Source organism: Vreelandella piezotolerans, from assembly GCF_012427705.1.
In the GTDB taxonomy this organism is placed as follows: Bacteria; Pseudomonadota; Gammaproteobacteria; order Pseudomonadales; family Halomonadaceae; genus Vreelandella; species Vreelandella piezotolerans.
In genome coordinates this window covers 2,588,387-2,608,799 of record NZ_CP048602.1, presented here as the reverse complement: position 1 = coordinate 2,608,799, position 20,413 = coordinate 2,588,387, and the positions used below count along the sequence as shown (strand labels likewise).

The window sequence follows — 20,413 nt, the reverse complement described above, 5'->3', positions numbered from 1 at the left end:
CCGGCGCACCGGCATCACAACGGCTTCTTACGCTATAGGAAAATGCGTAAAAAGCGCCTAACGCTCATTAAGCGCCTAGGCGCTATATAGCGCCACTGGGTTGGAAGTTCAAGCGTTTTTGACGCATGTGTCATGATTGTGGCGTGGGAGTGGTCTCTAATCGTCTGAGTATTACTTATTCTTGTCGGTGCGATGACGGTGAGACGTTACTCTGCGTGCTCCTGCTGCTTTTTCAATTCTGCCAGGGCTAGCTGCGCTTCGACACGCTCCGTTACGTCCTTTTGCACCCCGATGTAGTACATCAGCTTATCGGCTTCATCGTATACCGGGGTGATGGAGAGTTCGTTCCAAAACATCGTGCCATCTTTACGGTAGTTACGTAGCACTTCGCGGGAGGGGCGACCGTCCTGCAGCGCCTCACGTATCGACATGAGCGCATCCTGATCGCGATCTTCGTTTTGTAGAAAGCGGCAGTCGCGATAGAGGATTTCGTCTGCACTGTAGCCCGTCAAACGCTCGAAGCCTTTGTTCACGTAAATCAGAATGTTTTCGTCACCTTCCTGCTCTGCAACGACAATGCCATCTTCAGAAGCGTCAACAATGCGTTCGAGTAACTCCGGGCTTATCAAGGGAGATCGTTTCATCAATGGGTTCCTGTTGCTTCTCGTCTTTCTCCGCCATGGCGCTGTGCGTCAGCGCGGGGCGCTCTTTAGTGCAGGACGATGCCGTCTTTAACACCATCAAACAAAAATAGGATAGCAAAAAAACAGCTAGCCACCGTGATTTGCTGACCATCATGGCGAGCGTCGATCGGCTTTGCAATCGGCAATATCACTCCGCTTCGGGGAGTCGGTGCGCGCTAAGCATGGCGCCGAGGGCTATCAACGCCAAAATCACCAGCAGCATAGCGCTGCCTAACCACTGTGCCAATGCGCCAATCATGCCACCAACGATGAGCATTAGCACACCAGTAAAGGTATTGGAAAGCGCAACGTATAGCGCTCTATTGTCTTGGTTAGCGATGTCGACCAAATACGTTTTGCGCCCCAAGCGCACGCCGTGGTGAACCACCACCAATAGAGCGTATACACCCGCATAAGGCAGCACGCTCTGCGTCCAACTGCCTGGCAACCAGGCAATCAGAGCTGCCAGCAGGCAACACATAGCCGTGCCGATGGCCGCGTCGCGCATGACCCGACGGCTGGAGCGGTCCGCTCTTTTTCCCCATATAGGGCTTGCTACCATCGCGGCCAGTCCCGACACCACTACCAAAATGCCCAGCCCGCCTAGCTCGGTGCCACTTTGCTGCTGACCCAGCAGGGCCAGGTAGGGCAGGGCGAGCGCGCTAGAGAGCAGCAGCGCACGCGCCACGTTGAAGTGAAGAAACGTAGTGTCTTCGCGCATCAGAGATATGCCGAGTTTGATGCTATCCCAGGCGTTTTCACCGCCTTCCACGGCGCCTGGCACCTCTTTGATGCGCGCAGCGCACAGCGCGTTGAGCAGCCACCCCGCTGCGGCCACGCTTAGCAGAATTGCTAAGGCAATATTCCCGGGACGGTCGCCAAAGAGGACTAAGACACCCCCGGCTATGAGCGTGGCGGCACCGGCGATGCTGCCACTCCAACCCATCAGCGTACCGCGGCGGCGTTTGGCAATGGTTTTGCCGAGCACGTCTTTCGTAGCAATTGACGAGAGTCCGCGCGCTAATGACAGCATGACGAGTACGGCCAGCACCAGCCCGCCGCCAAGTGCTCCGTGGCCGATCAAGGCAAGCAGTGCTAACAGGGCGGCGGCCAAGGCCTGGAGTGTGGCCCCCGCGACCCACACCCATTTACGCTGGGGCTTCAAACGAATGAAGCCGGCGACGAACAGTTGGGGGAGCAGGGCGCCTGCCTCGCGGATGGGAACGAGTAACCCCACCATCCAGACCGGTGCGCCGATGATGCCCAGCAGCCAGGGCAGGACCAGACGAGCGCTCGAGAGTTCGTCGGCGAGTTTATTGCCCAGCGATGCCGATAGGTGAAGAAAAAAGTTGCGCGGCTGTTCCTGACAAGCGCCGTCAGGGATGTCGTCGCACATCCGGCTGTCGTCATCGCCAGTAAGCCACTCATAAAGCTGCGTTTGTGAAACATCCGGTTGGGCCATCATCGGTTCCTTGGCGGTTTACTCATACAAGATGACAGAATACCCTCAGGATGCCACATAATGCTGGCAAAAGGGGTTAGTCAGCGCCGCTGCGCAGTAAAAGGAACCGATCGATAAGGATTTGCACAATGGCCCGCATTCATATTCGCTACTGCACCCAGTGTCAGTGGCTGCTACGCAGCGCTTGGTATGCGCAAGAGCTTCTCTCTACGTTTGGTGAGCAGTTGACAGAAGTCGCGCTCTCACCCTCTCACGGCGGTACTTTCGAGATCTGGTGTGATGACTCGCTTCTCTGGGAGCGTAAGCGAGATGGTGGGTTTCCCGACATTAAAACGCTCAAACAGCAGGTGCGCGACCAGATCGATCCTGCCCAAGACCTGGGGCATATCGACCGATGACGCAAGATCAGCAGGCAGTACTGTATGGCTTGGGCGCCGTCGCGCTTTGGTCGACCGTGGCGACGGCATTCAAAGTCGCCCTGGCCTGGATGAGCCCGCTTGAACTCATGTGGTTGGCCGCTCTGGTGTCCTGGATGCTAATGGGCGCCATCGTCGTCAAGCAAGGGCATATGCGCGTTGCGCTACGCCGGGGGTGGGGGACGGCGCTTTGGGCTGGGTTAATGAACCCCGTGGCTTACTACTTGTTGCTATTTGCTGCCTATGACCGGCTACCTGGCCAAGAGGCCATGGCGCTCAACTATACATGGGCACTGGCGATGGCTTTTTTGGCAGTGCCGCTGCTGGGACATCGTCTCACCCGCTCGGATGTAGGGGCTGGTTTGGTGGCTTACAGCGGCGTTTGGGTCATTGCTACCCGAGGAGAGGTTTTCAACGTTGCGTTCGAAGATCCTTTGGGGGTCGTTTTCGCGTTGGCATCGACACTGGTATGGGCGCTTTACTGGCTGCTCAATGCGAAAGACGCGCGGCAGCCGTTGGTAGGGCAGTGGCAGAATTTCAGTGTTGGGTTACCTGTTTTAACACTATTGTTACTTTTTGGCCCTGGTCTGCAGTGGCACGGGTGGTCTGCGCTTGGGGCTGGTGCGTATGTCGGCCTCTTCGAAATGGGTGTTGCGTTCGTGCTTTGGCAAATGGCCGTGCAGAGCGTTTCACGAACTGCCAAGGTCTCTAATCTGATCTTCTTGTCGCCGCCTGTCTCCCTTTTGCTGCTGTTCTTGGTCGTCGGTGAGCCAATGCGGCTGTCTACCCTAGTGGGTTTAATACTGATTCTGTGCGGGTTGGCGATTCAACAGATTCCTCAAGCACGGCGTGAGCCAGCGCTGTAGTGTGTTTTTTTGGCCGCTTATTGTAAATTTTTGTGACTTTTGTTTTTATAGCTTGTCACTGCCGCTAATACGATTAATTGAAGCTAATATCATCCAGTTAGGGTGATTTATCTAAGCCCATATCACCAGCGACGATAGCCAGCTTCATGTTGGCCTGGCAGTGTTCAGTTGGGGTAAGCAGCCCAGGGGGTGACAATGCGTCGTGCGTTGTTACGAAGGAAAGGCGACTTGCTCATCGGTAGCGAAAACGTTCATTAGGGATCTCTGGCCATGAAAGACAACGTTACAACGAAACGCACACCTCTCTCACTTCAGCGCGCTGTCCGACCCTGGACACTGACCACGCTTGCCTGTTTACCGCTGACGGCGCTTGCCCAGCAGCTGCCTGCTACGCTGTACGCGCCTGGTATGACCGATCTCAATACCACGATTCAGCAAACGATCGTGAGTAACCCGCAGGTCAATGCAGCATGGAACAATTTTAGCGCGGCGGGAAGTGATGTGCGCGTGGCTCAGGGTAACTACCTGCCGTCGATCGACGTGACGGCCGGGGTGGGGCGCCAAGACCAGCAAAACGATGGACGTGGCAGTTACAGCAGTGACTTTGCCGAGCTCACTCTGACGCAAATGGTATTCGATGGCTTTGCGACACGCAGCGAAGTAGAGCGCTTGGATCGTGCGCGCCTCATTGCTTACTTCGAGTTGCTGGGGGCCAGCGAAACGGTAGCGCTAGAAGCGTTTGAAACCTATTTAGATGTCTTGCGATTCCGAGAAATGGTCCGCTTGGCGCAAGATAACTATCGTGAACACCAGCGTGTTTTCTCGCAGATCGAAGAGCGTGCACTGTCCGGCGCTGGACGTGGTGTGGATCTGGAGCAAATCAGCGGTCGTTTGGCGCTGGCCGAATCCAATTTGATGACCGAAGCTTCGAACCTGCATGATGTGACGGCTCGTTACCAGCGGATCGTCGGTGAGCTACCACCGCAAAATATGTCGCCTGCACCCTCGCTGGCCGACGAGCTACCCAGCGATGTCAGTGAAGCAGTGCGAATGGCCTTTGAGGGCAATCCCGATTTCCATGCGGCCATTGAGAACATCGCCGTTCAGCGTGCTGAGCAAAATGCCGCTCGTGCCGCCTTCATGCCACGCCTGGATATTCAAGGCCGTACCGGTACCAATAACCAAGACGACTCGATCGCTGGGCGTAGCGATGAGCACAGCATTCAGCTCGTGGCAAGCATGAACCTCTATCGCGGTGGTTCTGATAGTGCCGCGTTCGAAGCTGCCACGACGCGCATCGAGCAGGCCGTCAATCAGCGTGAAGTGGCGTGTACCAATGTCCGTCAGACGACACAAATCGCCTACAACGATACGCAGCGTCTTAATGAGCAGTTGCGCTATCTCAACGACCACCGCCAATCCATCGACCGCGTGCGTGGCGCTTACCAGCAGCAGTTCGATATTGGCCAGCGCACCCTTTTGGACGTGCTGGACAGTGAGAATGAGTACTTCGAGGCCAGCCGCGCCTATGCCAATGCGGAATTCGACCTAACATTGGCCCAGGCGCGGACGCTGGCCGCCATGGGGCAGCTCATGCAAACGTTGGAAGTCGTCCGTGAAGACATTCCAACCTTGGCAGAGTTGGGCTACGAAGATTTAGCGCAAGACCCTGAGATGGCCTGCGCTACCGATGGGCCGCGTGGCTTCACTCTGGAAGATTTCACCCGCGGTATTTCTGCTGCCCCGTTGTCCAGCGACACGCTCACCACCGCTTACAACGAGCCGAGTGAGCCCGTCGTAATGCCAAACGATGCGCCTGTGTACGCCAACGCAGCGGTTGAGCCTGAGGCCATCGAGAGCAGTCTCTATATTCAAGTCGCCTCGCTAAGTGCCGCTGAGCGCGCTCAACAGTTAAGCGTTGAGTTAGGAGAGCAGCTAACGAGCCAGTCACGGGTGTATGCGTCGGCGGGAAATTATCGCGTTCAACTGGGGCCGGTGGCCTCGTTCAGTGATGCTCAGGCGCTACAGCAAACGCTACAACGAATGGGGTATGGTGATGCCTTTGTCACCAATGGTTAGCATCAAGCGTCTATGAGTAACTAGCCATCCTCTGAGCCTGCCGCGCAGGGCGGCAGGCAAGCACTACCCATTGGGTGTGTAATACGAGTCGCTTAATGCGTTTTAGGGTAATGAGGTCTTTGTGACACAACCAAACCTGAGTAGGGCGGAGGCTCCCCATTCGCGATCGGATGACATCAGCCCCAATGAACTAGAGGGGCGTGATGAGCTGCTTGAGTGCCTCAAGGTAATCGCTTCTTTTCATCAACATGAAGTGTCATCGGAAGCACTTCGGGCAGGCCTGCCGTTGGAACAAGGCAAATTGACGCCCTCGGTGTTTGGGCGAGCTGCCTCACGGGCGGGTTTGACGGCTAGAATTACCAAAACTCGGCTGTCTGGACTGAATCCAGCGCTATTCCCGGTGATTCTTCTGCTCGAACCCGGCAGAGCCTGTGTCTTGTTGGGGCTGGATCTTAAGCAGAAAAGAGCCCGCGTCATTTTTCCCGAACTCTCAGAGTCGGACGTCGACATTTCTCTCGACGAGCTTTACGCGGGTTATAGTGGCGAGGCTATTTACGTTCGCCCAAAGTTTTTGGCTGATAACGCATCCGAGCCGGGCGTTAAAAAACGCCGTGACCAGCACTGGTTTTGGGGCGTTATTCGTGAAAATCGTCGGCTTTACCGCGATATCGTTCTGGGGTCGGTGGCGATTAACTTATTCGCCATCGCCATGCCCCTATTCGTTCTCAATGTTTACGATCGTGTCGTGCCTAACCAAGCGACAGAAACGCTTTGGGTGCTCGCCGTCGGTATTTTTATCGTTCTCTGCTTCGACTTAGCCCTAAGGCTAATGCGAAGCAGCTTTGTCGACTTGGCCGCCAGCCGGGCAGACGTCAAGCTCTCATCAAGTATCATGGCCAAATCACTGGGGCTGCGTTTGGAAGAGCGGCCCGCCTCGACGGGGTCCTTCACCTCCACGCTTCAGTCGTTCGAATCAGTGCGTGCCTTTATCGGTTCTGCAACCATCCTAGGCATCGTGGACTTACCGTTCGTGCTGATGTTTGCCGCCATTATTGCGCTGATCAACCCCTGGCTCGTGCTCCCAGTACTGGTTGGGATCGTATTCGTATTGCTCTACGCCTTGGCGGCTCAAGGAAAGCTCCACGAACTTTCGCAAACGACCTGGGAGGTCGGCGCGCAGCGTAACTCGCTCTTGGTCGAGTCCATCTCCCAGTTGGAAAACGTCAAAGCGTTACGGGCCGAAAGTCGCATCCAGCGTCATTGGGAAAAAGCGTCGGCCTTTCTATCCAAGACCGGCGCGCAATTGAAAATGGTCAGCACGTCGGTCTCTAACGTCGCTCAGTGGGCACAGCATAGTGTGGCCGTTTGCGTCATCATCGTCGGGGTGTATCAAATCATTCAGGGGAATCTGACTCAGGGTGGCCTGATCGCTGCCTATATGCTCTCTTCGCGAGCCATGGCGCCTATCAGCCAAGCCGCTGCACTGCTGGCTCAGTATCATCAATCCTCCACCGCATTAGAGTCATTGAATGCGGTCATGAATAAAAAGGTAGAGCGGCACGAAGGCAAGGCGTACGTAGAAAAGCCCAGCTTTGCAGGCAATATTCGCCTTGAAAAAGTGACGTTACGCTATCCCAATGAAGAGCGCGACGCCTTGAAGGATGTCTCTGTCACGGTCAAAGCGGGCGAAAAAGTGGCGCTCCTGGGGCGCATTGGCTGTGGAAAATCGTCGCTCAATAAACTCGTGCTGGGTTTTTATCAGCCCACCGCCGGGGCGGTGCTGGTCGATAATGTCGATATTCGTCAGCTCGACCCGTTACAACTACGCCGCCACATAGGCTATGTGCCTCAGGATGTCAGCCTATTTTCAGGCTCGCTGCGTGACAATATCGTGGCAGGGGGTGGTAGTGACCGAGTGGATGACGATGCGCTGCTGCGGGCCATCGAGCTAGCGGGGCTGGAAAGCTTGGTCAACAGCCATCCTCATGGCGTCGATCTGCAGGTAGGCGAGCGCGGCCAAGCGCTATCGGGTGGGCAGAAACAGTCGGTTGCCATTGCCCGCGCGTTGGTTCAAGACCCGCCCATCTTATTACTGGACGAGCCTACCAGCTCTATGGATAACGCCAGTGAAGAGACGTTCAAAGCCAATCTAAAAAACGTCGCAGCAGGCAAAACCATTCTCGTCGTAACGCATCGTACCTCGCTACTCTCTCTGGTGGATCGCATCATCGTCATGGATGCCGGTAAAGTCGTCGCCGACGGTCCGCGGGATACCGTGGTGGAAGCGCTGCGCAAAGGCCAAATCGGGAGGGCTTCGTAATGGCGCGTAAATCCTCCTCGACATCCGAACAAAAAGGCTTTGAAGCGATTGGGCGCTTCTCTGAAAAGGGCCAAAAACCGTTTCGACCCTTTATGGATCGCCTGTTTGCCAAACGAGTGACCTCCGCGCACCTCAATCGTGACTGGGCGAGCGACACCGACTGGGCGCGAATGCAGCAAGAGCCCATTCGGGCGCGGCTGTTTCTTTATACGGTCCTGTTGGCGATCGTGGCGCTGCTGATATGGTCTTACTTTGCCGCTATTGATGAAGTGACCCGCGGGTCTGGACGGGTGATTCCTGCCAGCCAACTTCAGCGTATCCAGTCCTTTGACGGCGGGGTGATCGAACAGATCATGGTGCGGGAAGGGCAGATGGTGAGCGCCGGTGAGGTGCTGATGCAGATAGACCCGACCCGGTTCGTCTCGGATTTTCGTGAAAATCGCGCCCAGCGATTCGCTCTGGAAGCCCGCGCTGAACGTCTGCGTGCGCTGGCGACCGGTACGGCTTTCGAGCCCTCCGAAGAGCTACGCCAGGAAGTGCCCAACATCGTCATGCAAGAGCGTGAGGTATACGAGAGCCGACGCGAAGAGCTGCGCGAGCAAAAGAACGTGTTAGAAGATCGCGTTCGCCAGCGCGAGCAGGAGTTGCGTGAGGCAGAGTCACGACGGGATACCGCTGCGCGTGAGGCTAGCATGGCCAGCCAGGAGCTGAACCTGACGCGGCCACTGCTGGCCTCGGGAGCGGTTTCTGAAGTCGAGGTGCTGCGTTTACAGCGGGAAGTTTCACGAGCATCTGGTGAGAGGAGTCAGGCCGATGCAGCGGTTGCCCGCCTGCAGGCAGCCGTCGAGGAGGCGCAAACGCAGCTGCGAGAGCTGGATGCCGAGCGTCGAAGCGAGTGGCGTAACGACCTCGCGCAAGCGCTGGGCGAGCTCAACGCACTACAGCAGTCGGGTACGGGGCTGCAGGATAGAGTGCGGCTGACGGAAATTCGCTCGCCGGTGGATGGCATCGTGCAGCGTATTCACATCAATACCATTGGCGGTGTTGCCCAGCCTGGCCAGGAAGTGGTGGAAATCGTGCCTACCGATGATCAACTGCTCGTGGAAGCACGGATTGCGCCTCAAGACATCGCCTTCCTTCACCCAGGCCAGCCAGCCACCATCAAGCTCACCGCCTACGACTATGCCATCTACGGCGGTCTACAGGCAGAGCTTGAGCACATCAGTGCCGATACCATCACCGATGATGACGGCAACACGTTTTATCTGGTGCGAGTGCGCAGCTTAGAGAATGAAAACGTAGCCGACCGGCTGCAGGTAATACCGGGCATGACGGCGCAGGTCGATATCGTCACCGGTAAGCGAACGGTGATGCAGTTTATGCTGAAACCTGTTTTAAGGGCGTGGCGAGATTCCATGGGGGAGCGCTGATGAAACACTGGTTTATCACAACAGATGGCAGTTTAAAGGCGCGGTGGAAAAAAGCGTTCCAAAATGTAGGAGCTTCGACGCCAGCCACCTACGAGCATCAGATATCACCCAACGATCTCGCTTGGCTCTCGACGACCATCGAGAGCTGGCCCTCACTACTGCCTAAATTAGTCGAACAGGGTGCCATTGTCGTGGTGCTTAGCTACACCCCTGATGACCGAGAGGCGCTGAGTGCACTGGATCTGGGCGCAAGAGGCTATGTGCACACCCTGGCCGCCGCCGATGTGCTCAACCAAGTGGCGCTGGTCGTTACGAACCAGGGAGTCTGGGTAGGGCAAGAGTTACTGGCTAAAGTACTTGGCGGTACGTTCAAAGCTCTTCAGCAGCGTGTTGATCATGACCGCTACCAGCATAGCGATTACTTAGGGCTGCTGACCGAGCGAGAGCGCGGTGTTGCACTCGCGGTTGCGCGTGGTGCTACCAACAAGGAAGCGGCCCGCCAGTTGGATATCACCGAGCGAACGGTGAAAGCGCATTTGAGTGCTATTTTCAAGAAGTTGGAGGTGCGTGATCGGTTGCAATTGATCCTCAAATTAGCGCCAGTAGCAGAGCAGGCAGATATGTAGCTCGACTGCCGAAACGTGACAATCTCCTATATATACGTTTACTACCACGAGGCCACCAGGGCCTCGTTTTTTTGTCCATCGGTACAATACTTTTTTGTTCCATACCCTCCTAATCTCGCTGTATATGCCACCGATCTATCTAGTCCCAACGTACTAGCGGGCGGCAACCTACAACGAGTGAGGAGTGACACATGGCGACGGCAACGGTTATCGCGATTACAGGTCAAGCATGGGCGCGTGACGAAGACGGCAACCTACGCGAATTGCGTATCGGGGATGTCCTTCAGGAAGGTGAAACGCTCATTACCTCTGCCGACGGCCGTGTCGAACTCGACTTTGCTGACGGCACGGGAGCCAACGTCGTCGAAGGTGGCCAAGAAGTCGCCGTCACATCCGATCTCGTCAGCGACTTGATCGTTGCCACCGATGCCAGTGCGCAAGATGACGATCTAGAAGCACTCCTCGCCGCGCTCGATGACGAAGATGGTGACCTGCTCGATATCCTAGACGCGACAGCCGCAGGTGCGGGTGCCGGCGGTGGCGGCGGTGGTGGCAACAGCTTCGTACGTGTTGCCCGTATCGCCGAAGAGACCGACCCCCTTAGCTTTAGTACAGAAGGCGGCTTAGAAGGCGCCGAGTTCGTTGAGTTTGATGGTGGTGCCGTTGCGGCTGACGATGGGGAGGATGTGACTGTTCCCACCCCTGCTCCAGAGCCCGGTGCTGACGTTGAGATTATTTTGACGGCTCCTCAGCAGGTGACAGAAGGTCAGCAGATTACGATAACTGCCACTGTCAGTGTTGCACCACAAGGCAGCCCGCTAGTGATTACGCTCAGCAACGGGCAGCAGATCACTATTGCCATTGGTGAGACTACCGGCAGCGTTACGTTCGATAGCCGTCCAGATGATGCCTACTTGCAGGGTGATGGATCAATTGCGATTGGCATTGATACGGCCACGGGAGGCGGATATGACACTATCGATACCACCTCTGAAGCCAATGTGATTGTTAGCGATGATAATGACATCACCACCATTACATTGACCGTTCCGGAAACCGTCACCGAAGGCGAGCCGATCGCTACCACCATCACGCTGAGCGCCCCGAGCGCCGTCACCGAAGGCGAGCCGATCACCGTCAGCGCGAGTGTTAATAACGCCCCGCAAGGCACCCGCTGGTCAAGCGTGACCTTCGAGAGCCGTGCTGACGATTACGCTCAGCAATGGCCAACAGATCACCATCGCCGTGGGCGAGACCACCGGCAGCGTGACCTTCGAGAGTGTGCGACGATTACGCTCTACCGGCCAGCAAGGCACCGACACGCTGAACCTGAGCATCGAGAGCGCCGACGGCAACGAAGGCACCGACACGCTGAACCTGAGCATCGAGAGCGCCGCAGGCGGCAACTACGACGAAGCTCTGGACAGTGACGCCACTGTCCGCTGTCACCATCAGCGATGACGCTCAGCAACGGCCAACAGATCACTGACGCTGCCACCATTGCCCTCCACGACAGCGCCGAAGGCGGTAACTACGACTGTGAACGCGGTCAGGCAGCGGAACGGCTACGATCAGTGCCACATTGAGCCATCCAGCGGCATCGCCGTGGGCGAGACCACCGGCAGCGTAAACGAATTCAGCAAGGCACCGACGTGAGCATAATGGAGCGACCATTACGTTTGCTCCTGGAGCAACGGAAAGCACCTCGACTGCGTTTGCTATTCAAGGTGATGATGTTTACCTCGATAGTGAAAGCTATGAAGTCTCAGTGAGCTACCACCATCACGCTGATTCAGGCGATCATAATTTCGAAAGCTTGGATATCAGCGATAAGCTACTGTGACAGTGAACCTGATACCGTTGATACGACGACCGTCAGTATCAGTGCGATTGTCACTAAAACGTCTGAAATCAACGACCGCAAGGCACCGACACGATACGACCAGCAGTTTTCCACGTGGCGTACTGCTTATAAAGGTAACCCTAACCGGCCCGCAGGTGGCCGCCTCAGGGCCACAACGGCCTCGAGTTCCGCCTGGCTCTAACCATCGCCACGGGACACCGCGGCCATGATGGCTTTGGTGTGGTTGGCTCGCAGTCATCGGGCGGTGCAGCCCGGTGAGCACGCCCAACGGTGGCGACGGCATCACCGTCAGCATCGTGGCCGACAAAGCCGAGTTCACCGAAGCCGAAGCGCAGACCTTCACGGTCCGCCTCAGCGAAGCCGTAGATCGTGACGCGCCGGTTGGCTACGTTGGAAAAGCCAGAGTGAGACCGACCCGGATTGCGGTTGAAAGCGCCGCGGCCAGCGACGGCACCGCGGTCGAAGAACGTCGCAAGTGGTCGACACCATCGACCGACCGTCCGCCACCCTGAGTGCCGTTTCCATGGCGTGGCCGAAACCGTCACCTACACCGTGGCCCGCAAGGCGCCGACCTCACGGGTAGAACGGCCTCGAGTTCCGCCTGGCCGACGGCAGCACCGCCTTGACAGCGTCACCATCGCCGCCGGACAGCTCAGCGGCAGCACCACCGTGACCGCCGCCGATGACGCCTTCGTGGGCGGCCAGGACACCCTGGTCAACCGCATCGACGCGGTGCTCAACAACAGCGACAGCGAGTTCGAAAACCTCGTCACCGCCGGCAACACCAGCGTCACCGTCCACCGACGAACCCGGCACCCCCGGTAACCCCGGTGATCCCGGCACGCCCAACGGTGGCGACGGCATCACCGTCAGCATCGTGGCCGACAAAGCCGAGTTCACCGAAGCCGAAGCGCAGACCGCTTCACGGTCCGCCTCAGCGAAGCCGTAGATCGTGACGTCACCGTCACCCTGGACGGCGGCAACACCGTGACGATCATCGCCGGTGAGACCGAGACCACCTACACCCGTCCCGCCCAAGGCGACGACGTGTTCAACGACGGCGAGACCGTCACGGTTGAACTCGAAAGCGCCGCGGCCAGCGACGGCACCGCGTTCGACGAACGTCACCCTGGGTGACGCCGCGACGGAAACGCACGTCGACACCATCGACACCGTGGCCAAGCTGAGTGCCGACGCCTCCAGCGTGGCCGAAGGCGGCACGTCACTGACACCGTCACCCTAACCGGCCCGCAAGGCGCCGACCTCACGGGCCACAACGGCCTCGAGTTCCGCCTGGCCGACGGCAGCACCGTCACCATCGCCGCCGGACAGCTCAGCGGCAGCACCACCGTGACCGCCGCCGATGACGCCTTCGTGGGCGGCCAGGACACCCTGGTCAACCGCATCGACGCGGTGCTCAACAACAGCGACAGCGAGTTCGAAAACCTCGTCACCGCCGGCAACACCAGCGTCACCGCACCGACGAACCCGGCACCCCCGGTAACCCCGGTGATCCCGGCACGCCCAACGGCGGCGACGGCATCACCGTCAGCATCGTGGCCGACAAAGCCGAGTTCACCGAAGCCGAAGCGCAGACCTTCACGGTCCGCCTCAGCGAAGCCGTAGATCGTGACGTCACCGTCACCCTGGACGGCGGCAACACCGTGACGATCATCGCCGGTGAGACCGAGACCACCTACACCCGTCCCGCCCAAGGCGACGACGTGTTCAACGACGGCGAGACCGTCACGGTTGAACTCGAAAGCGCCGCGGCCAGCGACGGCACCGCGTTCGAGAACGTCACCCTGGGCGACGCCGCGACGGCCGACATCGTCGACACCATCGACACCGTCACCACCCTGAGTGCCGACGCCTCCAGCGTCGGCACCGTCACCTACACAACGTCACCCTAACCGGCCCGCAAGGCGCCGACCTCACGGGCCACAACGGCCGGTTCCGCCTGGCCGACGGCAGCACCGTCACCATCGCCGCCGGACAGCTCAGCGGCAGCACCACCGTGACCGCCGCCGATGACGCCTTCGTGGGCGGCCAGGACACCCTGGTCAACCGCATCGACGCGGTGCAACAACAGCGACAGCGAGTTCGAAAACCTCGTCACCGCCGGCAAGGTCACCGTCACCGACGAACCCGGCACCCCCGGTAACCCCGGTGATCCCGGCACGCCCAACGGTGCGCGACGGCATCACCGTCAGCATCGTGGCGACAAAGCCGAGTTCACCGAAGCCGAAGCGCAGACCTTCACGGTCCGCCTCAGCGAAGCCGTAGATCGTGACGTCACCGTCACCCTGGACGGCGGCAACACCGTGACGATCATCGCCGGTGAGACCGAGACCACCTACACCCGTCCCGCCCAAGGCGACGACGTGTTCAACGACGGCGAGACCGTCACGGTTGAACTCGAAAGCGCCGCGGCCAGCGACGGCACCGCGTTCGAGAACGTCACCCTGGGTGACGCCGCTGAAACGCAAGTGGTCGACACCATCGACACCGTGACCGCCACCCTGAGTGCCGACGCCTCCAGCGTGGCCGAAGGCGGCACCGTCACCTACACCGTCACCCTAACCGGCCCGCAAGGCGCCGACCTCACGGGCCACAACGGCCTCGAGTTCCGCCTGGCCGATGGCAGCACCGTCACCATCGCCGCCGGACAGCTCAGCGGCAGCACCACCGTGACCGCCGCCGATGACGCCTTCGTGGGCGGCCAGGACACCTGGTCAACCGCATCGACGCGGTGCTCAACAACAGCGACAGCGAGTTCGAAAACCTCGTCACCGCCGGCAACACCAGCGTCACCGTCACCGACGAACCCGGCACCCCCGGTAACCCCGGTGATCCCGGCACGCCCAACGGTGGCGACGGCATCACCGTCAGCATCGTGGCCGACAAAGCCGAGTTCACCGAAGCCGAAGCGCAGACCTTCACGGTCCGCCTCAGCGAAGCCGTAGATCGTGACGTCACCGTCACCCTGGACGGCGGCAACACCGTGACGATCATCGCCGGTGAGACCGAGACCACCTACACCCGTCCCGCCCAAGGCGACGACGTGTTCAACGACGGCGAGACCGTCACGGTTGAACTCGAAAGCGCCGCGGCCAGCGACGGCACCGCGTTCGAGAACGTCACCCTGGGCGACGCCGCTGACGGCCGACATCGTCGACACCATCGACACCGTGACCGCCACCACCCTGAGTGCCGACGCCTCCAGCGTGGCCGAAGGCGGCACCGTCACCTACACCGTCACCCTAACGGCCCGCAAGGCGCCGACCTCACGGGCCACAACGGCCTCGAGTTCCGCCTGGCCGATGGCAGCACCGTCACCATCGCCGCCGGACAGCTCAGCGGCAGCACCACCGTGACCGCCGCCGATGACGCCTTCGTGGGCGGCCAGGACACCCTGGTCAACCGCATCGACGCGGTGCTCAACAACAGCGACAGCGAGTTCGAAAACCTCGTCACCGCCGGCAACACCAGCGTCACCGTCACCGACGAACCCGGCACCACCCCCGGTAACCCCGGTGATCCCGGCACGCCCAACGGTGGCGACGGCATCACCGTCAGCATCGTGGCCGACAAAGCCGAGTTCACCGAAGCCGAAGCGCAGACCTTCACGGTCCGCCTCAGCGAAGCCGTAGATCGTGACGTCACCGTCACCCTGGACGGCGGCAACACCGTGACGATCATCGCCGGTGAGACCGAGACCATCTACACCCGTCCCGCCCAAGGCGACGACGTGTTCAACGACGGCGAGACCGTCACGGTTGAACTCGAAAGCGCCGCGGCCAGCGACGGCACCGCGTTCGAGAACGTCACCCTGGGTGACGCCGCTAAAACGCAAGTGGTCGACACCATCGACACCGTGACCGCCACCCTGAGTGCCGACGCCTCCAGCGTGGCCGAAGCGGCACCGTCACCTACACCGTCACCCTAACCGGCCCGCAAGGCGCCGACCTCACGGGCCACAACGGCCTCGAGTTCCGCCTGGCCGATGGCAGCACCGTCACAGCGTCACCATCGCCGCCGGACAGCTCAAGGCAACCACCGTGACGGCGCCGATGACGCCTTCGTGGGCGGCCAGGACACCCTGGTCAACCGCATCGACGCGGTGCTCAACAACAGCGACAGCGAGTTCGAAAACCTCGTCACCGCCGCGCGTCACCGTCACCGACGAAACCCGGCACCCCCGGTAACCCCGGTGATCCCGGCACGCCCAACGGCGGCGACGGCATCACCGTCAGCATCGTGGCCGACAAAGCCGAGTTCACCGAAGCGAAGCGCAGTTCACGGTCAGCCTCAGCGAAGCCGTGGACCGTGACGTCACCGTCACCCTGGACGGCGGCAACACCGTGACGATCATCGCCGGTGAGACCGAGACCACCTACACCCGTCCCGCCCAAGGCGACGACGTGTTCAACGACGGCGAGACCGTCACGGTTGAACTCGAAAGCGCCGCGGCCAGCGACGGCACCGCGTTCGAGAACGTCACCTGGGTGACGCCGCGACGGCCGACATCGTCGACACCATCGACACCGTGACCATCAAGCTCAGCGCCCCGGATGCCGTTACCGAAGGCGAGCCGATCACCGTTAGTGCGAGCGTCGACCACGCTCCGCAAGACAGCCCGCTGGTCATCAGGCTAAGCAACGGCCAACAGATCACCATCGCCGTGGGTGAAACCACTGGCAGCGTGACCTTCGAGAGCCGTGCTGACGATGTCTACCAGCAAGGCACCGACACGCTGAACCTGAGCATCGAGAGCGCCGAAGGCGGCAACTACGAAGCTCTCGACAGTGACGCCACCGCCGCGGTCACTATCAGCGATGACGCCGACGCTACCACCATCACGCTGAGCGCCCCGAGCGCCGTCACCGAAGGCGAGCCGATCACCGTCAGCGCGAGTGTTAATAACGCCCCGCAAGGCAGCCCGCTGGTCATTACGCTCAGCAATGGCCAACAGATCACCATCGCCGTGGGCGAGACCACCGGCAGCGTGACCTTCGAGAGTCGTGCTGACGATGTCTACCAGCAAGGCACCGACACGCTGAACCTGAGCATCGAGAGCGCCGAAGGCGGCAACTACGAAGCTCTGGACAGTGACGCCACTGCCGCTGTCACCATCAGCGATGACACTGACGCTGCCACCATTGCCCTCCACGACATTACTGTGAACGAAGGCAGCGGAACGGCTACGATCAGTGCCACATTGAGCCATCCAGCGGGTAAAGAATTCACGGTGACGTTGAGTAATGGAGCGACCATTACGTTTGCTCCTGGAGCAACGGAAAGCACCTCGACTGCGTTTGCTATTCAAGGTGATGATGTTTACCTCGATAGTGAAAGCTATGAAGTCTCAGTGAGTGATTCAGGCGATCATAATTTCGAAAGCTTGGATATCAGCGATAAAGCTACTGTGACAGTGAACGATACCGTTGATACGACGACCGTCAGTATCAGTGCGATTGTCACTAAAACGTCTGAAATCAACGTAGGTAACGTTGATACGACCAGCAGTTTTACCGTAACTGCTTATAAAGGTAACGGTGAGGTGGGGCAGATCTCTAAGGTCACGGGAACCGTCCATGATGGCTTTGGTGTGGTTGGCTCTTCATCGGGCGGTGCAGCCAGCAGCGAGCTTGGCTACGTTGGAAATGGCCAGAGTGAGAAGATTGCGGTTGAATTTAACAACCAGGTCAAGTCTTTTGACGTTCAGTTTGCATGGCGAAATAATGCTGAGAAGGCACGTGTAGACTTCTTTGACAGCGAAGGGAACTCTGTTGGTTGGGCTGTCGTGTCGGGCGGTGGCAGTGCCACAGATGCGTTAGTGACTTATTACGACGCTCAAGGCAATGTCACAAAAACAGAACATGCGCCGGGTGGCTCTGATAGGGTAGATAACGCTTATACGTTCGAGCCTGGAAGCGGCTTGCTCTTTAATCGAGCTGAATTTACAGCTGTTGGTCATGATGATGACTACTTGATACATGCTATCAAGTATAAAGAAGTGCTGTCTGAAGATGCGGCTACGATTGATGGTCCTTCTGACGTCGTCTTTGATATACAGACGTCCAATCCGCCGGATGTGAGCCAATATGATTTTGAATACACTTTCCCAACTGCACTCGTGGAAGTGGCCGGTACACAGTATTTAGTTAACCTTGACCGCAATGGTAAGGGGACGCTATCGGTAAGTGCGGACGGGAATAGCGACCTGACAGCAACAGTGCTTGAAGTCAATGGCAATTTCGAATCAGTAGCTGTGCCAGAAAGTGCCACTCTCTACAAAGGCCTGTTGGTTGTTGGCAGTAACCTAGATGATGATGGTAGCCAAGCGGCGCCGCCAGCACATAATACGCCTAACCCGCAAGAGCCCAATAGTGGTGTGATTCAAGGTGGCTCTGGTAACGACGTCATCATTGGTGATGTCGGAGGGGCGAAAGTGACTGTTGAGCCAGGCGGTAACTATAATATTGCCCTAATCGTCGACGTCTCGGGGAGTATGGGTAATGCTTCGGGCACCGCCGGTCTAACTCGGATGGAGCTAGCCAAGCAGGCGCTCTCACAACTTGTTACCGAGCTTGCGGGCCATTCCGGCGTCATCAATATTGCACTGATACCGTTTGCCGGTAGCGGACAAACGTCCATCAAAGCATCGGTAAAAGATTTACAAAGTGGCGAGCTTCTTAAGAACTTGACTGACGCCATTGATACGTTAAGTGCTAACGGCGGTACGAACTATTCTGCCGCGTTCAATGCCGCCGAGCAGTGGTTTAGCGGTAGTGATGCCAAGGCTGGGTATGAGAACCTAACCTTCTTTTTAACCGATGGTGATCCCACCTTCTACGGGGCTAATGATCAAGGCCCAGGGAACTCAACAAATGCTGACGTGTTGCGCGCCTCTATCGATGCTTATGGATCGTTGGTGCAGGCTAGTAGCACGAAGGTCTATGGCGTAGGCATTGGAAATGGGGTCAATCAAGATTATTTGAACTTCTTTGACAATACCAATAGCTTAGGTCAAGGAACTGTCAGTGTAATCGATACCGTTACGTTGGCTGATTTTAGTGGCAGTAATGACGTACTTGACAGAGCGTCTAATTGGGCAGGAGCTGGCAGTAATGGTCGCTTTGTCATCGATCAAGGCTATCTGCAAATTTCAGATTCAAGAAACCAGGGTGCCTTCTCTGTTACGAGCGATCAGTTTAACGTGGCCGCCGATGGTAGCCAGTTACGTTTCTCTTACTCCACTTTTAGTAACTCAAGTGACGTCTTTGGATATCAGCTTCAAAAATTGGTTGGAGGCTCTTGGAACTCGCTCATCAATAGCGGTTTGAGTAGAACGGGTGGCTCTACCATTGTCATCAATGATCTGGCTGCAGGTGACTACAGGCTTGTCTACTCTGTAGATGACCGGAGTAGCAATAACTCCAATGCAACAATGTCTTTGAATGAAATTAGCCTAGTGTCTCCTGTACCCGTGACAGCCGCTATTGGCCAACCACAAATCGTCAATACAGCAGATGAACTCTCTGTTGCGTTGAACCAAGGGTCTACCGAACTGGAGTTGGCAGACGTCGGGGACGACATACTCCGTGGTGGGGAGGGTGACGATATTATCTTTGGCGATGCTATCTTCACTGATAATTTGACATGGGAGGGACGCGACTCGGCTGAGCTTCCTGATGGTTCTGGATTGAAGGCTCTGAAAGCGTACCTTGAGGATGATCTGGGCCGTGTGCCAACAACGGATGATATTTACAACTACATCAAGGATAACTATGAGAGCTTGGTAGATCCGGACCCTGTTAAAGGTGGCAATGACACGCTGATTGGAGGTCAAGGAGACGATATCTTGATTGGCGGACTCGGTGCCGATACTTTCAAGTGGGAGCTCAATGATCAAGGCACTACCGATCAACCTGCCACTGATACGGTGATGGACTTCAATGCTAGTGAAGGGGATGTTTTGGATATCTCTGAGTTGCTTCAGAACGAAGAGAATGCCACCGATCTGAGTACCTATATCGTTGCAGAAGAGGAGGGGACGGACACGGTTCTATATATCAGCTCGGACGGCAACTTGGCCGGCAATAAAGAGAACGCAGACCAAGTAGTTCGCTTAGAAGGTAAGAGCTTCTCTGACTTCGGCGGCGGAAGTGCTCAGGATGTCATTCAGCATATGTTGAATAACGACCAGCTCAAAATCGATCAGTAACCCCTCACTCAACCCAAAGGCCGCCTCCGGGCGGCCTTGTTGTCTCTAACGAAGGTTTACGTTTCGCAACCAATCGGCGCGTTTACTTACAGAGGAAGCCGCTATGCTCTACATCAAACGAAATGCCCGTGGGGAGATTGTGATGCTCAGCAAAGAGCCCTCGCCTGAGTGTAATGACACCATCGCGGCGGACTCGCCGGAGGTGTTTGCCTTTCTGGCCCAGCAAACGGGGCAGTCGGCGCAAATGATCGCGTCGGATTTGGCGTTTGTACGGGTCGTCGAAGATATGCTGGAAGTGTTGCTGGAGAAGGGCGTGCTCAGTTTTACCGACTTGCCTGCTGCCGCTCAGAGCAAGGTGATGGAGCGTAAGTCGCTTCGTTCTAAGAACGATGTCAACTTGATCGGTGATGATGGCGGTATTATCTGACGCGGCAGGT

19 protein-coding genes and 3 pseudogenes are annotated in these 20,413 nt (G+C 57.8%); 19 read left to right on the top strand and 3 right to left on the bottom strand.

Annotation, left to right across the window (positions count from 1 at the left end; all coding sequences use genetic code 11):
• Positions 1 to 206: 206 nt before the first annotated feature.
• Together GYM47_RS11935 and GYM47_RS11930 are read right to left on the bottom strand one after the other, a co-directional pair.
• Entirely contained in the window at positions 207 to 644 is a 438-nt protein-coding gene (locus tag GYM47_RS11935; RefSeq protein WP_139526853.1) for a PAS domain S-box protein, read from the bottom strand.
• 187 nt (positions 645 to 831) lie between these two features.
• A complete protein-coding gene (locus GYM47_RS11930) occupies positions 832 to 2,145 on the bottom strand; it encodes an MFS transporter (protein ID WP_153843754.1) in 1,314 nt (437 codons plus the stop codon).
• A gap of 128 nt (positions 2,146 to 2,273) precedes the next feature.
• Here GYM47_RS11930 and GYM47_RS11925 point away from each other — a divergent pair, with 128 nt between their 5' ends.
• The 16 genes and pseudogenes from GYM47_RS11925 (at position 2,274) to GYM47_RS18295 (ending at position 15,695) form a co-directional block, all read left to right on the top strand.
• The gene (locus GYM47_RS11925; protein WP_139526857.1) at positions 2,274 to 2,543 is read left to right on the top strand and encodes an Rdx family protein; all 270 of its coding nucleotides are present in this window, start codon (positions 2,274 to 2,276) and stop codon (positions 2,541 to 2,543) included.
• On the top strand, positions 2,540 to 3,427 hold the full coding sequence (locus GYM47_RS11920) for a DMT family transporter (RefSeq protein ID WP_153843753.1): 888 nt from the start codon (positions 2,540 to 2,542) through the stop codon (positions 3,425 to 3,427). The genes GYM47_RS11925 and GYM47_RS11920 overlap by 4 nt, the downstream gene beginning before the upstream one ends.
• Positions 3,428 to 3,697: 270 nt before the next feature.
• Positions 3,698 to 5,506, top strand: a complete 1,809-nt coding sequence (locus GYM47_RS11915) for a TolC family outer membrane protein (RefSeq protein ID WP_153843752.1) — start codon at positions 3,698 to 3,700, stop codon at positions 5,504 to 5,506.
• A 208-nt stretch (positions 5,507 to 5,714) separates the two neighbouring features.
• Positions 5,715 to 7,826, top strand: coding sequence for a type I secretion system permease/ATPase (locus GYM47_RS11910; RefSeq protein WP_231125652.1), 2,112 nt, complete (start codon positions 5,715 to 5,717; stop codon positions 7,824 to 7,826).
• Positions 7,826 to 9,256 carry an HlyD family type I secretion periplasmic adaptor subunit gene (locus GYM47_RS11905; RefSeq protein ID WP_139526864.1) on the top strand — a complete coding sequence of 477 codons (1,431 nt, stop codon included), beginning with the start codon at positions 7,826 to 7,828 and terminating at the stop codon, positions 9,254 to 9,256. Before GYM47_RS11910 ends, GYM47_RS11905 begins: the two co-directional genes overlap by 1 nt.
• Positions 9,256 to 9,882, top strand: a complete 627-nt coding sequence (locus tag GYM47_RS11900) for a response regulator transcription factor (protein WP_153843751.1) — start codon at positions 9,256 to 9,258, stop codon at positions 9,880 to 9,882. Before GYM47_RS11905 ends, GYM47_RS11900 begins: the two co-directional genes overlap by 1 nt.
• A gap of 191 nt (positions 9,883 to 10,073) precedes the next feature.
• Positions 10,074 to 10,886: pseudogene (locus tag GYM47_RS11895) on the top strand (retention module-containing protein); the annotation flags it as partial.
• A gap of 196 nt (positions 10,887 to 11,082) precedes the next feature.
• Positions 11,083 to 11,343 (top strand): immunoglobulin-like domain-containing protein, encoded by a 261-nt coding sequence (locus tag GYM47_RS18590; protein WP_422822675.1) that lies wholly within the window; start codon positions 11,083 to 11,085, stop codon positions 11,341 to 11,343.
• Positions 11,344 to 11,551: 208 nt separating this feature from the next.
• A pseudogene (locus tag GYM47_RS18585) lies at positions 11,552 to 11,725 on the top strand (immunoglobulin-like domain-containing protein); the annotation flags it as partial.
• 275 nt (positions 11,726 to 12,000) lie between these two features.
• Positions 12,001 to 12,258 carry a hypothetical protein gene (locus GYM47_RS11890; protein WP_168444464.1) on the top strand — a complete coding sequence of 86 codons (258 nt, stop codon included), beginning with the start codon at positions 12,001 to 12,003 and terminating at the stop codon, positions 12,256 to 12,258.
• Between the two features lie 16 nt (positions 12,259 to 12,274).
• Positions 12,275 to 12,571, top strand: a complete 297-nt coding sequence (locus GYM47_RS11885) for a hypothetical protein (protein WP_168444463.1) — start codon at positions 12,275 to 12,277, stop codon at positions 12,569 to 12,571.
• A gap of 144 nt (positions 12,572 to 12,715) precedes the next feature.
• Positions 12,716 to 12,883, top strand: coding sequence for an immunoglobulin-like domain-containing protein (locus GYM47_RS11880; RefSeq protein ID WP_331272616.1), 168 nt, complete (start codon positions 12,716 to 12,718; stop codon positions 12,881 to 12,883).
• 213 nt (positions 12,884 to 13,096) lie between these two features.
• Positions 13,097 to 13,372, top strand: a complete 276-nt coding sequence (locus GYM47_RS18530; protein WP_422822674.1) for a hypothetical protein — start codon at positions 13,097 to 13,099, stop codon at positions 13,370 to 13,372.
• Positions 13,303 to 13,659 carry an immunoglobulin-like domain-containing protein gene (locus GYM47_RS11875; RefSeq protein WP_196781554.1) on the top strand — a complete coding sequence of 119 codons (357 nt, stop codon included), beginning with the start codon at positions 13,303 to 13,305 and terminating at the stop codon, positions 13,657 to 13,659. Before GYM47_RS18530 ends, GYM47_RS11875 begins: the two co-directional genes overlap by 70 nt.
• 117 nt (positions 13,660 to 13,776) lie before the next feature.
• Positions 13,777 to 14,712 (top strand): immunoglobulin-like domain-containing protein, encoded by a 936-nt coding sequence (locus tag GYM47_RS18525; protein ID WP_168444461.1) that lies wholly within the window; start codon positions 13,777 to 13,779, stop codon positions 14,710 to 14,712.
• Complete coding sequence (locus GYM47_RS18295; protein WP_331272614.1) at positions 14,643 to 15,695, top strand: immunoglobulin-like domain-containing protein; 1,053 nt, start codon at positions 14,643 to 14,645, stop codon at positions 15,693 to 15,695. The genes GYM47_RS18525 and GYM47_RS18295 overlap by 70 nt, the downstream gene beginning before the upstream one ends.
• Before the next feature lie 69 nt (positions 15,696 to 15,764).
• Here GYM47_RS18295 and GYM47_RS11860 read toward each other — a convergent pair whose 3' ends face one another.
• Positions 15,765 to 15,929, bottom strand: coding sequence for a hypothetical protein (locus GYM47_RS11860; protein WP_168444460.1), 165 nt, complete (start codon positions 15,927 to 15,929; stop codon positions 15,765 to 15,767).
• A gap of 118 nt (positions 15,930 to 16,047) precedes the next feature.
• Between GYM47_RS11860 and GYM47_RS11855 the strand changes: the two are divergent.
• From GYM47_RS11855 to GYM47_RS11845, 3 genes and pseudogenes are all read left to right on the top strand, one after another.
• Positions 16,048 to 16,299 (top strand): annotated as a pseudogene (locus GYM47_RS11855) (immunoglobulin-like domain-containing protein); the annotation flags it as partial.
• Complete coding sequence (locus GYM47_RS11850; RefSeq protein ID WP_231128592.1) at positions 16,296 to 19,976, top strand: immunoglobulin-like domain-containing protein; 3,681 nt, start codon at positions 16,296 to 16,298, stop codon at positions 19,974 to 19,976. The pseudogene GYM47_RS11855 and the gene GYM47_RS11850, both read left to right, overlap by 4 nt.
• A gap of 103 nt (positions 19,977 to 20,079) precedes the next feature.
• Positions 20,080 to 20,403 carry a tryptophan synthase subunit beta like protein gene (locus tag GYM47_RS11845; RefSeq protein ID WP_139526945.1) on the top strand — a complete coding sequence of 108 codons (324 nt, stop codon included), beginning with the start codon at positions 20,080 to 20,082 and terminating at the stop codon, positions 20,401 to 20,403.
• Positions 20,404 to 20,413 lie beyond the last annotated feature (10 nt).